General features: G+C 35.2%; 10 protein-coding genes. 8 read left to right on the top strand and 2 right to left on the bottom strand.

Translation table 11 applies throughout. The annotated features are described in order from the left end of the window. Positions 1 to 72: 72 nt before the first annotated feature. The gene (locus tag RB151_RS17005; protein WP_071548541.1) at positions 73 to 4,257 is read right to left on the bottom strand and encodes a filamentous hemagglutinin N-terminal domain-containing protein; all 4,185 of its coding nucleotides are present in this window, start codon (positions 4,255 to 4,257) and stop codon (positions 73 to 75) included. A gap of 426 nt (positions 4,258 to 4,683) precedes the next feature. Continuing rightward, positions 4,684 to 5,337 carry a carbonate dehydratase gene (can, locus tag RB151_RS17000; protein ID WP_042848217.1) on the bottom strand — a complete coding sequence of 218 codons (654 nt, stop codon included), beginning with the start codon at positions 5,335 to 5,337 and terminating at the stop codon, positions 4,684 to 4,686. A gap of 238 nt (positions 5,338 to 5,575) precedes the next feature. On the opposite strand from can, the gene RB151_RS16995 reads away from it, so the two are divergent. From RB151_RS16995 to RB151_RS16960, 8 genes are all read left to right on the top strand, one after another. Further along, positions 5,576 to 6,529, top strand: a complete 954-nt coding sequence (locus tag RB151_RS16995; RefSeq protein WP_071548540.1) for an ABC transporter ATP-binding protein — start codon at positions 5,576 to 5,578, stop codon at positions 6,527 to 6,529. Continuing rightward, a complete protein-coding gene (locus RB151_RS16990; protein WP_042848215.1) occupies positions 6,526 to 7,296 on the top strand; it encodes an ABC transporter permease in 771 nt (256 codons plus the stop codon). The genes RB151_RS16995 and RB151_RS16990 overlap by 4 nt, the downstream gene beginning before the upstream one ends. Positions 7,297 to 8,006: 710 nt before the next feature. Further along, positions 8,007 to 8,552 carry a fimbrial protein gene (locus tag RB151_RS16985; protein WP_071548539.1) on the top strand — a complete coding sequence of 182 codons (546 nt, stop codon included), beginning with the start codon at positions 8,007 to 8,009 and terminating at the stop codon, positions 8,550 to 8,552. A gap of 49 nt (positions 8,553 to 8,601) precedes the next feature. After that, positions 8,602 to 9,279 (top strand): fimbrial biogenesis chaperone, encoded by a 678-nt coding sequence (locus RB151_RS16980; RefSeq protein WP_042848213.1) that lies wholly within the window; start codon positions 8,602 to 8,604, stop codon positions 9,277 to 9,279. A gap of 96 nt (positions 9,280 to 9,375) precedes the next feature. Then, complete coding sequence (locus RB151_RS16975) at positions 9,376 to 11,883, top strand: fimbria/pilus outer membrane usher protein (protein WP_225832995.1); 2,508 nt, start codon at positions 9,376 to 9,378, stop codon at positions 11,881 to 11,883. 15 nt (positions 11,884 to 11,898) lie between these two features. Continuing rightward, positions 11,899 to 12,921 (top strand): fimbrial protein, encoded by a 1,023-nt coding sequence (locus RB151_RS16970; RefSeq protein ID WP_042848207.1) that lies wholly within the window; start codon positions 11,899 to 11,901, stop codon positions 12,919 to 12,921. 16 nt (positions 12,922 to 12,937) lie between these two features. Further along, positions 12,938 to 13,483 carry a fimbrial protein gene (locus RB151_RS16965; RefSeq protein ID WP_042848204.1) on the top strand — a complete coding sequence of 182 codons (546 nt, stop codon included), beginning with the start codon at positions 12,938 to 12,940 and terminating at the stop codon, positions 13,481 to 13,483. Positions 13,484 to 13,492: 9 nt separating this feature from the next. Continuing rightward, a complete protein-coding gene (locus RB151_RS16960; RefSeq protein WP_042848202.1) occupies positions 13,493 to 14,032 on the top strand; it encodes a fimbrial protein in 540 nt (179 codons plus the stop codon). Positions 14,033 to 14,070: the final 38 nt, after the last annotated feature.

Raw genomic sequence — 14,070 nt, 5'->3', positions numbered from 1 at the left:
ACAACGAATAACTAAAAAGGACAGCAATGCTGTCCTTTTGTTTATTCTCATTGAAATTTCAATGAATTATTTTTAGTTATTCTCGATAATTACAGGATAACCAGTAATCTTTCCATTCTTATTATCAAGGTAAGGCGTAATCAGTGTAGTGATATCTCCTGAACTGATTTTTCCATAATAATTAGAAATAGAATAGTCTGCTTTAGCCGTTAAATCAAGACCTGCACTCATAATACCGTCATAGTTAGAAATCTCGTTCGCACTCGCATTTAGATTTCCTGCACTATTAATTTGAGCATAGTTATTAATGATTTCGTTGCCCATTGTAATATCAATGTCAGCTTGCCCTGCTGCGGGGAAGATAGCATTTGTCTGAATAATCCCTGACTTATTATTCAGCTGATAACCTTTGATATTAATGCTACCATCATTAGCGATAATTCCGCCTTTTTGAGATGATGATAAGCCAAGGTGGAAGGTACCTCTTTTAAAGTCGGCAGCATTGGTATTGCTAACGTATTCAGCATTCATCACTATATTATTGTCAGCTTTAATTAATCCACTACTATTATCTAGATACTTAGAGATAAAGTTAAGATCAAAACCTTTAATATAGCTTAAATTGTTTACCAAATTACCAATGTTGAATGTGGACTTACCATTGTTAGAAACAATAGTACTACTCTTAACATTGGTTAGCTTCGGTGATGTGATATTCATCAATTTGTCGCTACTAATAGTCGATACAGTATCGTTGATGATTTCTCTGCTGGCGGTGATGTCCATTCGACCCGTTTCCGCTTTAATTACCGATTCTTTGTTTGATAGGTAAGTACCGTCAATATTCACACGACGATTAGCATTAATGGCACTAGAACGATTCTCTAATTCAGTGCCCGTAAAGCTAAAGTCCCTCCCAGCTGTTATAGCTGAATGTTCATTTATTATCCGAGCATCAGTAATATTGATATCTCGGCCTGCGATCAGCCTATTTTTTCCGTATTTACTATTGCTATTTTGCCTATTATAAACAAGACCGTTCTTAACATTAATATCGCCTTGTTCAGCTAAAACTAAACCGCCTGTATTGTTAATGGTGGAGGTGGAGTGAAGATTCAGGTTGACGTTTTTCTTTGCACTGATTAAGCCATCATACATATTAGCTATGTAACCAGTAATAGCGGTAATAGTGATGCTTCCATCAGTTGAAATAATGGTTCCTTTATCATTCAGAAGCGCCATTTCAGTTCCATGAAGGTAGTTGACATCTGGGGTGCCAGTTATATTAATATCCCCTTTACTTTTTATGGTTCCTGTATTATTTATCGAATAAGAATCCACAGTTAACCCACCGTTTCCAGCATTGATTAACCCTTTATTCTTTAAATAATTGTGTTTAACATTAACATTCAGGTTTATTTTGTTGGCATTTAAGCTGCCTTTAGAGTCAACAGTGATACCATTGAAATTTGGATCATAAGAAGCTTCCGACAAGGTAGAAAGTGTCTTACCATTTGGGTCAAACAGACTCGCGCCTGCTGATATATTTAGCTCATTGGCTTCGACCTTACCCTTAACCAATACAGCAGAGGAAATAAGGTCAATAGTATTATTGGATGTTAGGTGGTTATTAACTGTGATTTTGCCTTTATTGACGTTATATCCAATTAAGTTATCACCAGCCATAAGAGGGGTGCCTGCTACAAAGGCACCACGTGATGCATTAATAAACCCACAGCTATTACAGGTAATACCGGAAGCATTAGCTACAATCACTTGCGCTGTTTTGCCTGCAACTTCCATCATCCCATTTATAACACTAGTTTTGTTAGAAACTACTTCATTTAAAATAACTTTAGCTTCATTACCAGCAGTTAAGTTACTATTACCGAAGATGCTTCCTGCTAATTGAGTGTTAGTCGTTGAACTACTGTTATTGAAAATAACACCCTTTTCACTCACATTGAAGCTGTCAAAAGTATTATGTGAAATACCTTTATCAGTTGGTTTTTTAATGTGAATAATATTAGGGCCATTAGTATTATAAATGATACCTGTACCATCTAGACTATAAGTTTGATTGTAATCAGTAGATGAAAAATAAGGAGTGTATAACTCTGTTACATCTTTAGAATTAAGCTCACTATAGCGGTGATAGATTCCATCAGAGCCTTTCAGTTTTATTTTTGCACCTGAATTTATTTTAGCATCATAGTTATATATCTCTTTGGCATTAATAACGATATCTCTATCGCTGTTTAGTTCACCTCTTCTATTATCAAAGTTTCCTGTTAAATTAAACTCTATTCCACCTTTGCTAGCAGCTCTTTCTCTTATTTCGCTTTTAAAGAAACCATAGTCGCTGGATATTATATCACCATTGACAGTGATACCGCCATCTAAAGTTTCAATCCCACCAACGTTATTAGCTAATCCAAATTTGTATGCAACTTGATTGAAATTATTCGAGTATGTGTTATATAACTGATTAACATTAAGCGTTATATCATTATATGAACGAATATATCCGCCACTGTTGCTTAGTGAGTTAGCATCAACATTGAGTTTGTTTGCATTAATAAAACCCAGTCCATTATCAATGGTGTTTGACTCAATATTTAGCTGGTCACCTGAGATATGCCCACCGTTATTCTGAATATTATTGACCTTAATATTGGATATATAGGTTGGTGTGGTGCTAGCTGTATTTGTCGCAGAAACTATTTTTCCTTTATTGGTAAGCTTATTAGCGGTAATATTTAATCCTCTTCCACTACTAATAATTGAGTTTGCATCATTACTAATTTCATCTGAAACGATTAAATCTAATTTAGCATTCTTCGCAGTAATTGATGATGCTTTATTTTTTAGTGTATAAGCATTAAGTGCTAGTTTACGATTGGCAGTAATGGATGAGTTAGTAATTTCACTATAACCTACAGTTATATTGACATCTCTACCTGCTTTAATTTTTGCATTTTCGTTATAAATACGGCCAGCATTAATATTGACATCTCTGCCTGCAATAATTCTATCTTCAGATCTTGAAGTATCACGCCATTGATAAAGAGTGTCTCTAGTATCGACATTAATATCGCCTGTTTCAGTTTTAATTAAACCACCACCATTCTGAATAACATTGGACTTAATGCCAACATTATTTTTAGCATTAATTATGCCACCCCTGGTATTTGATATCAGGCTATGGGATGTTAAATTGATATCACCAGAGGTTGAAGTAAGGCGGCCTCCCTGATTATTAAAAGTCGTATCAATTTCACCAGGTTTTCTAGCGATTATATTAAGATCTTGTTTGGCAGTAATAGCAGCTTCACTGTTATCCAAGGTGTCAGCATTGATATTAATATTACCAGAAGATTCAATTCTCTTATAGTTAGTCAACCCACCTGCCGTGTTAACGGATAGCCCTTGATCTCCGGCTAAGATAGTTCCTTGGTTTTTTACACCCACTCCACCTTCTGTGGTAATTAAGGTAATTTTATCCGCATACATACCACCTAACGCAGAGACATCAATACCGACAGATGGACGACTTCCTGTACCCGCAACAGACGTTACTGCAGTTCCATTCGCATCAACAAAATTATTGCCGGTAACCACTTTAATTTCTTCAGCTTTTAACCGCCCATTGATGAGCGCAGAACGAGAAATAAGCTCTGTTGGTGAGTCTGAATTTAAACTATTATTGACAATGATTTGCCCTTTGGCAACATTATAGCCAAGGAGTTCACCATTTGAAACCAAAGGCTTACCAGTCGTCAATGTTGTACTTTCAGTATTAATAAAACCACATGAGTTACAAGTAATACCTGATGGGTTAGCGACAATAACTTGAGCTTTCTTACCCGCAACTTCAACCATACCATTCAGGGTAGTTGCATTATTAGAGTTAACCTCATTTAGGATAACTTTTGCTTCACCACCTGATAGATTAAGGTTCCCGTTAATTAAACCGCCTAATTGTGTATTAACATTATCTTTACTGTTATTTAGAATAGCGCCGTTTTTATCAACATCGAACTTACTGTATATATTGTGAGAAACACCTTTATCACTAGGTTTGTTAATATGAACAATGGTAGGACCATTGTTTTGATTCATGACACCAGCACCGTTAGTATTGATTATTTCTGCGTGAGCAATAGAGGTAACTCCTAAAATTGCTGAAACGCATAAAACGATTGGTTTTAGTTTTAACGTGGGGGTTGATGACCCACTTTTAATAGGCAAACTCATAGAAATATCCCTAAATATAATTGGAGATTGATATTTATAAACTAATAATATTCCATTATAGCCAGTAAATTATGATAGAATTAAAAAATAAGTATATTTAAAAGTGTTTAACTGACTTTGTTTTTTATTTGATAAAATTAAATACCATTAATAAACTAAATATGGATTAAAATGTAGTTTTTTTTACTAAGTCCTTTAGTATCAATGAATAAGGTTTACTCTGCGGCAGGATAATTATGTGTTAATACTTAAATGTCTATACTTACATAATTTTTCTTATTTGGAGTTAATGTTAAGTTTCATTGAATATATATATTTTGTTTTGTTATTTATTACCTTTAATGAATCTCTATTTTATTTTATTTTTATATTACTCTAATTTTGGATTAAATAAAAAAGCCCTCATATGAGAGCTTTGAATTTAAATTATTTTTTTTGAGTTAATGTTGCAATAGCTTCTCTATAACAGAGTTCAAGTTTTTCTCTGCTGTCTGCAGTGATATGTAAATCTTGTAAACGACCATTATTAATCCCGTAAACCCAACCGTGGATCATAACATTTTGTCCACGCTTCCAAGCTGATTGCATAATTGTTGAATGGCCTAAATTATAAACTTGTTCAACTACGTTTAGTTCGCATAAGCGGTTAAGGCGCTCGCATGGTTTGAGTTCACCTAACATTGAGCTGTGGCGATACCAAATATCACGTATATGCAGCAACCAGTTATTAATTAAACCGAGCTCGGTGTTATCAACAGCAGCTTCAATCCCACCACAGCCGTAGTGACCGCAGATAATAATATGTTCGACTTGAAGCACATCAACCGCATACTGTATAACTGACAAGCAATTGAGGTCTGTGTGTATAACCAAGTTAGCGACGTTACGGTGAACAAATAGATCACCAGGGGCTGCGTTAATTAATTTTTCTGCAGGTACTCGACTGTCTGAGCAGCCTATCCATAAGAATCTCGGCTTTTGCGCTTTTGATAATTCTTTGAAGAATTCAGGATCTTGTTCTTTTACTGATGCTGACCATGCTTCATTGTTAGCAAACAGCTCTTCGATTTTTCTCATCATGACTTATAGCCTAGTTGTGTTACTTTGCGATAAAATCTTATACAACATTTATTGATTAAATAATAATTAGTTATACTAATTACAGTATCCTTATGATGAACCTCTCTTTTAGACAAGACAACCATTAATTACTAACTCATTGAATTATTTTAAATAAATCAATTATCTCTTTTCTGCATAACATAGAACAGAAAAAAGTGGCATCATAAGATTATATTGCCTGTAAACCGTCTTAAGAATAAAGGTTTTTTTTACATATGCACTTGAGTTATCACAGTTAACCAAAACCTACCCTGGTGGAGTGAGAGCCCTAAGAGGAATAGACCTAAGCGTTGAAGATGGAGACTTTTATGCTTTGTTAGGGCCAAATGGCGCGGGTAAATCTACAACAATTGGCATCATCAGTTCATTAGTTAATAAAACTAGTGGTTCTGTAAAAGTTTTTGGCTACGATTTAGAAAAACAAGTTGTTCAAGCTAAGCAGCAACTTGGTTTAGTCCCTCAGGAATTTAATTTCAACCCATTTGAAACAGTATTACAAATAGTGCTTAACCAAGCGGGTTACTATGGCGTAGCTCGGCCCGTGGCTGTACAACGTGCCGAGCAATATTTGTCGCAGCTTGATTTATGGGAGAAGCGTAACGAGCGTGCGCGTAATTTGTCTGGGGGTATGAAACGCCGTTTAATGATTGCTAGAGCATTAATGCACCAACCGAAACTGTTAATTTTGGATGAACCAACCGCTGGAGTTGATATCGAATTACGCCGCTCAATGTGGACATTTTTAAAAAGTTTAAATGCGCAAGGGACAACCATTATTTTAACGACACATTATTTGGAAGAAGCTGAAATGTTGTGCCGTAATATTGGTATTATTCAACATGGCGAATTAGTTGAAAATACCAGTATGAAACAATTGTTAAGCCAACTGGAATCAGAAACTTTCATTTTCGATTTAGTACCCAAAAGTCCTATCCCTCAGTTATTGGGGTATGAGTCCCGTTTAATTGATACATCAACTCTTGAAGTTGATGTCAAAAGGGAACAAGGGCTGAACAGTGTTTTTAGTCAACTTAGTGAGCAAGGTATTCAGATTTTAAGTATGCGTAATAAAGCTAACCGTTTAGAAGAGTTATTTGTGAACTTGGTTAAAAAAGAAAATAATGTGACTGAAAAGGGGATAGTGTCATGATCTCATTATATTGGGTTGCATTGAAAACCATTTGGATAAAAGAAGTTACTCGATTTGGTCGTATATGGGTACAAACCTTGTTACCACCAGTTATTACAATGTCATTGTATTTTGTCATTTTTGGTAACCTGATAGGTTCTAGAATTGGTGATATGGGGGGCGTGGACTATATGCAATTTATAGTACCAGGTCTGATAATGATGGCAGTGATCACGAACTCATACTCAAATGTATGTTCTTCATTTTTTGGGTCTAAATTTCAGAAAAACATTGAGGAATTACTTGTTGCTCCAGTTCCAACCCATATTATTATTGCTGGTTTTGTTGGTGGGGGGGTTGCAAGAGGGATTTTAGTTGGCTTCTTGGTTACTTTAGTATCACTATTTTTTATTCCATTACAGGTTCACTCATGGGTTATGGTCATAGTGACACTTCTATTAACTGCAATTGTGTTTTCATTAGCTGGGTTATTGAATGCTATTTTTGCCAAGACATTTGATGATATTAGCATTGTTCCTACCTTTGTATTAACACCACTAACTTATTTGGGGGGTGTTTTTTATTCATTGTCATTACTACCGCCATTTTGGCAAGCAGTATCCAAGCTGAATCCCATCGTTTATATGATTAGTGGTTTTAGATACGGTTTCTTAGGTATTGCTGATGTTTCTATCGGAATTACCCTTGGGGTGCTTATGATTTTCTTGGTTGTTTTCTATTTGCTGACTTGGTATTTAATTGAGCAAGGTAGAGGGTTACGCAGCTAACTTAGCATATTTTATTTTTCTTAAGGCCATATCTAAATTTGTTATTTAATTAATTAGATATGGTCAGTTTTTAAGTATAAATACGCAGGTGATTTAAAATTAAATTAACTGGTAAAAATACTTAGTTTATTAGAGATTAAGTTTGGTAGTATAAATTTTGGAATAAATTTAGCGATTATTTACATATGAAATAGTTTTATTGGGAAACTGCAAGGTTTATAACATCTCATTCGGAATATTCCGAACTAAATCTATAGCTTTTTTCAATAAATAAACGGTTATTTATAACACCCCCTTCAAAATATATAGTTATTTATCTCTGATGTAATTAAAATTTAGAGTTAAAGACTCAAAATACAATTAAAGTATTTATATTATTAACTCGTGCTTATTATAAGTAGACAAAGTAGTTGTTATAGCTGGTTATAATTATATTTTAACTTAATTAGCTTGTTTTGTTATCGTTAACAAATGGTTTTTCTTTATTTTTTGATATATTTCTCTAAATGATCATTGTCAATAAGTTTAATTATGGATTTAATTCTTTCCTTAAATTAAATTTGCGAGTTTACTCTTAATATGGATTTTATCTAAAAAAGCTAATATACTTTTTGTGAATTAAATATATGGGGTATTAAGTATTTAAAAGTAATTTAACTACTAGTCTTGTACATAATTAATAATTATTTACTGGTATATAAGAGGTTTATATGATTTTAAAAAAATCTGTATTAATGACATCAATTATTATTGTGTCATTATCGGGCATGGCACATGCAGCGGTTGATAGTGGTAATGCTAGAGGTACGATAAATTTTAAAGGGCAATTTATTGATACAACTTGCACTATTGAAGTTAATAATACAAATAAAAATGAAGGTACTGTGCAACTGGGTACTTGGATGACAAATACCTTTGATAAAATCGGTGAATTAACAGAAGCTGTTCCTTTAACAATAGGCTTAAGTGGCTGCCCTGCAACATTAACTCGGGCACGAGTTACTTTCGGTGGGACGGCACATGCTGATGACAACAAACTATATGCGGTTAGTGAAGCAACAGGTGTTGGTATTGGTATTTCTGGTGATGTAAATGGAACAAATTTTTATACTCCAGACACTGAAGCTGATGGTATTGATTTAACGAGTAATGGCGGTGAGAAAATCTATTACGCACGCTACGTTACAACTGCGAATGAAGTTACAGCAGGTAAAGCGAATGCTGATGTCACAGTAACTATTCAATACAACCAATAATTAACTTAATTAGGGAACGATTGTTCCCTCTTTTTGATAGGGGAAAATTTTGAAAAAATCTCTTATTTTGCTAGTACTTCTATGTATGACAGCAGTTAACGTAAATGCTAGTGTGGTTTTAGGTGGTACGCGCGTCATTTATGAAGGTAATAAAAAAGAAGCCTCTATATCAGTTCGGAACGATGAAAAAATCCCTTTTCTTGTTCAGTCGTGGGTGAATAGTTTTGATGATAGTGAAAAACAGAAAATACCATTTACAGTAACACCGCCTCTTTTTCGTATTGAGCCTGAATCAGTAAATGCAATTCGAATTGTATTAACGGATCCTAAATTACCATCAGATAAAGAGTCTATTTATTGGTTAAATGTTAAATCAATACCGCCGTCTGACCCTAATGCAACAAATAATTTAACTATCTCAATTAATAATAAAATTAAGTTAATTTATCGCCCAGTGGATTTACCAACAGCAGATGCATTTACTGCCTATGAAAAGCTCACCTTTGAAAAGAAAGGAAATAGCTTAAAATCTAAAAACCCAACACCTTATTATGTGTCATTTGGTGAACTAAAAATTGGCAATAAAAAAATTACTGATCCTGGCATGGTGCCTCCAATGGGAGAAGCAACTTGGAATATTTCAGAAATCCAAGCAAATCAGGTGACTTGGAGTGCTGTTAATGATCATGGAACGATAACAAAAACAAAAACTCAGACATTAAAATAATTCGTTGGAAGAATATACATTATGCGTTGTATTCCAAGAAAACAACTCTTATCAATTTGTTGTGCTAATGCTATAACCTGTTCGCATAATTGGGTAATGTATTTTCGGTTAAAGAAAGTATGTCAGGCAGTGGCTGCAATTATTTTCACTGGTATGAATGTTAATTATGCATTTGCTGATGACTATTTTAGCCCAAGCTCATTAAGTGTGGTTGATGGTCAAAATATTGCAGATTTACCGAATTTAAATCAATTTGCTAATCCGGGTGGCCAGCTTGCAGGGGAATACCATGTTGATGTAATTGTAAATGGTATTTTAATGGAATCGAAGGTCGTTGAGTTCATTAAGGATAAGTCGTCAAATCAGCTAATTCCCCTATTAACGAAAGAAGAATTAGCACTTTGGGGTGTTAAAGTTGATGCGATTCCTGCGTTAAAAGCTCTTCCTGAGAAACAAGAAATTGTTCCTATCAGCGAATATATACCTGATGCAAAATCTATATTGGAATTGAATCAACAAAAGTTAAATATTTCGATCCCTCAAATTGCGATGGACAAGCAAGCATTAGGTACTGTGCCAACAAGTCAGTGGGAAAACGGTGTTCCCGCTTTGGTCTTAAATTATTATTATAGTGGTTCAAATAATTGGAGCCGCAATAAGTCTAAAGACTCCAATTCTCATTACTTTAATTTGCGAAGTACTGGAAACCTAGGTCCGTGGCGTTTAAAAAACTACTCAACCTATACAGATAATAATGGGAAGCGTGAGTGGGAGAACATTGAAACCAGTTTAGAAAGAGGAATTAATTATTTAAAATCACAATTAACAATAGGTGATACTGCTACACCAAGTGAAATATTTGAAGGATTTCAATTTCGAGGCGTACAGTTACGAAGTGATGAATCTATGCTACCTAGTTCAATGAGGGGATTTGCACCCGTTATTCGTGGTATAGCACAAAGTAATGCAGAAGTTACAGTTAAACAAAATAACTATGTTATTTACCAATCTTATGTTTCGCCCGGAGCATTTGAAATTGATGATTTATACCCAACAGGAACCAGCGGTGATTTGACTGTTTTGATTAAAGAAGCAGATGGTTCTGAACGTTCATTTGTAGTTCCTTTTTCATCAATTGCCATAATGCAACGTGAAGGACAGCTCAAATATTCACTAACTGGAGGGAAATATAAGTCTAATACTTCAGGTGAGGTTGAGCCAAACTTTTTGCAAAGTACATTTATTTATGGATTACCCAAAAGTATTACGGGGTATGCAGGGACTTTATTATCCAAAAACTACCAGTCTTATGCGGCAGGAATGGGGATTAACTTAGGAAGTTTTGGGGCATTATCGGCAGATATAACACAAGCTAATAGCCAAAACTTATTAGGGAAAGACAATACTGATAGCGGGCAGTCATATCGTTTTCAATATTCTAAAAATGTCACGTCTACAGGTACTTCAGTAACGTTAGCAAACTATCGTTATTCAACTGAAGGGTTTTATACATTTAGTGAAGCAAATAGCAATCAGCCTAAAATCTATCGTAATAATAAAAAAAATCGTTTTCAGGTTTCGCTTAACCAATCACTAAATGAATTCGGTAATGTCTATTTTTCGAGTTATCAGCAAGATTATTGGAACCGTTCAGGTAAAGAACGCTCATTGAATGCAGGTTATAATAATAATATTGGCGGGATCACTTACAATTTTAGCTACAGTTATACTGATAGTGCTTATCAACGTAAAGCGGATAACTATTTTTCTTTTTCAATGACTATTCCTTTGAATGATTCATCAGGCAACTACACATCGATAAACAGCAGCGTTACAGCTGATAACAGTGGTAATACGGATGCAATGATGGGGATAAGTGGTACTTTAGGTGAGAGTAATAATTTTAATTATGCTATTCAACAATCCTATGGGAATAAAGAAACACGTGCGAGCGGAAATGCATCAGCATCTTATCGGGGAAGCTATGGGGTTGCAAATGCGGCTTATGGATATGATAAATATTCACAACGAGCGAACTATGGTCTAACGGGGGCCGTTGTCGCTCATCCACATGGAATCACATTGTCTCAGCCAATCAATGATACTTTTGCTATTGTCCGTGCTCCTGGGGCGAAAAATGTACAAGTTTCAAACCGAGCAAATATTTCAACGGACTCTCGTGGTTATGCAATTATTCCTTATTTAAACCCTTATACGAAAAATGAAATTACGCTCAACATAGATTCATTACCAGATAATGTTGAATTAAAAACGAATACCGTGAGTGTCGTACCAACGAAAGGTGCAGCGATTCTGGCAAGTTATCAAACGCATGTGGGTTACAGACTATTATTTACTGTAACGCATAATGGCAAACCTGTGCCTTTTGGTGCAATGGCACAATTCTCTCAAAGTGATGATCAAAATATAAGTACAGGTATTGTGGGCGATAATGGTGATGTTTATCTCAGTGGAATGCCGGAACAAGGGCAATTACAGATAAAATGGGGTAAAAGTTTACAAGAACAATGCATTGCAGAATACCAATTAACCGCGGAACAATTAAAACAGCATTTACCTATATTGCCTGTTAATTGCCACTGAGAATAGGTTTTTAATATGAATATAAAACAGATTATTACTTCGATTGGTATTACATTGTTTTCATTTAGTGCATGCAGTATTGGGCAATTTCGTGTCAATTTAGGGGATTTAGAAATTGATTCAGCGGCACATAAACTTCCCCGTGAATCTATACTCGGTAATGGATGGAAGCAATTTGAACCTAGCGCTAACCATGAATTATGTGTTGCAGAAAATGCGGGAAATTTTAAATTTATGTTACAAGCTAATAGTCAGCCGACCGGAATGACTATTAATGATGGTTCAGGTAGTTACCCTGTTTTTAGTACTGGGATTGATGGTGTTGGTTATGTGGTTGGTGTAAGGCAAAAAGGAACGAGTCAATGGTATCCATTAACGGGAAGTAATAGCGAAATTAATGCAGTTGATGGCTCATCGGCACTACAACTTGAAACGCGGATGATGTATATCAAAACGGTTCAAGGGGATATTGAAGGGTCAGAAAAAGTTGCTACACATTTTAGCACAATTAAAGTGCAATGCACTGGTGATATGAATTGGATATCATCAGTTGGCGAAATATTACCTGCATCAACTTTAATTTCATGGGCACAGCGTACTTGCTCTATTTCATCTGTTCGTCAATCTGTTGATCTTGGAGTTCACGATATTGCTAAAGTTCGTTCACTTAATATAGGTGATACTTTTGGTCATGCTCAGCAGTCGATCACGATTAATTGTCCAAAAATAATGTCTGTTGCCTATACGATCGCAGATAATTTGCACCCCAGTAACATCAATACAGATATCATTTATTTGGAAAATAACAATGAGAACCCAGGATTTGCTGTACGTGTATATGAATCTGGGAAGTCATCTCCGTTGAGGTTGGGGGGAGATCGCTCATTATCTAATAGTTATGTATATTCTCTGCTAGATAAAACGAGTCTAAGCCCGATTATTACAAAGACATTTGAATTCAAGTACGTCAAAACGTCTAATGAAGTGAAAGCGACTAATGGTAATGCACAGGTCACGGTTACCCTTGTGTATAAATAGAAAAGGTAAATTATCAATGAATTATATAATTAATTTGCTCGTTTTTTTATTTTCTTTAACCTATATGAATGTTCTTGTCGCGGACGAATATATCAAGGTGAATTTTAGCGGCTCAATCAAAGCTAAGTCGTGTACCGTGTTCTCTGCAGCACAGAATATTGATTTAGGGACTTGGTTTTTAGAGGGAAATGGGCGTAACTTTGCTCGCGATTCAGTCACTGATTGGGTGGAATTTGATTTGGCGTTTAATTGTTCACCGGACAAGCGGCAAGTGGTCGGTGTATTAGAAGGTACGCCAGCCGAGTTAGATAATAAACTATTTGAGTTAGATAAATCAGCTGGTTCAGCAAGCGGAATGGCCATTCAAATTGAAGCTTATTCACCAGAGAATAAGCGTTGGGAAGAAAAAAATGCGAATGAAGTGAGCACATTAATTAGTTTTGCGGGAACAACATCAGGAATGAATACGGTTCAATTGCGCGCACGTTATAAGCAACTAGCAGACAGTGCAACAGGAGGAGATGCAAATGCCTCTATTACATTTGTTGTGCGAAATAACTAAGGAAAAGCAATGAATCAAAATATTAGATATGCGACTTATGTTTTTGCAATAGCACTGCTCTTTTTTTCTACAAAATCTATGAGTTATGATGCTATTTTTAATATTACAGGGCGAGTATCTGCAAACACGTGTTCAGTTCAATCTGCGAAAACATTCAATGTTAATCTTGGTGACAACATAATTGGTTGGAGTGGTTTTGGTTCTGGTATCAATACGAAATCTAAAAAGGTAGATTGGCGGATTGATTTTAACTGCGATAAAGATGCTACCATTTACTTTAATTTTCGGGGAAATAATTCTAGTAGAGATCGTGAATTACTAATGTTGAGTCCTTTGCCTGGAAGTGCTAAAGGGGTCGGAATAAAGACGGAATTGGATTTCGGAACTAGCAGTGTAACCATAGGATTTTATAGCAGTATATTGGCATCATATAGTGGCGTTGAAGGAAAAAGAACACTTATACTTAGATCGTATTATGTACAAACAGATAGTGTAGTTACTCCTGGTATCGCGAATGCTTCGATGGATATAGACGTGACTTACCAATAAATAATAGATATTGAATAAACTAAAGCGCCATTAATATG

The organism is Providencia rettgeri (assembly GCF_001874625.1).
Classification (GTDB): domain Bacteria; phylum Pseudomonadota; class Gammaproteobacteria; order Enterobacterales; family Enterobacteriaceae; genus Providencia; species Providencia huashanensis.
Note: the sequence above shows the minus strand (reverse complement) of the source record. Positions and strands in the feature narration are given on the sequence as shown.

Excerpts from the sequence above, each read along its gene's own strand:
- can (WP_042848217.1), bottom strand. The coding sequence starts at position 5,337 with ATGATGAGAAAAATCGAAGAGCTGTTTGCTAACAATGAAGCATGGTCA.
- RB151_RS16975 (WP_225832995.1), top strand. The coding sequence starts at position 9,376 with ATGTATTTTCGGTTAAAGAAAGTATGTCAGGCAGTGGCTGCAATTATT.
- RB151_RS16970 (WP_042848207.1), top strand. The coding sequence starts at position 11,899 with ATGAATATAAAACAGATTATTACTTCGATTGGTATTACATTGTTTTCA.
- RB151_RS16960 (WP_042848202.1), top strand. The coding sequence starts at position 13,493 with ATGAATCAAAATATTAGATATGCGACTTATGTTTTTGCAATAGCACTG.
- RB151_RS16985 (WP_071548539.1), top strand. The coding sequence starts at position 8,007 with ATGATTTTAAAAAAATCTGTATTAATGACATCAATTATTATTGTGTCA.
- RB151_RS16990 (WP_042848215.1), top strand. The coding sequence starts at position 6,526 with ATGATCTCATTATATTGGGTTGCATTGAAAACCATTTGGATAAAAGAA.
- RB151_RS16965 (WP_042848204.1), top strand. The coding sequence starts at position 12,938 with ATGAATTATATAATTAATTTGCTCGTTTTTTTATTTTCTTTAACCTAT.
- RB151_RS17005 (WP_071548541.1), bottom strand. The coding sequence starts at position 4,257 with ATGAGTTTGCCTATTAAAAGTGGGTCATCAACCCCCACGTTAAAACTA.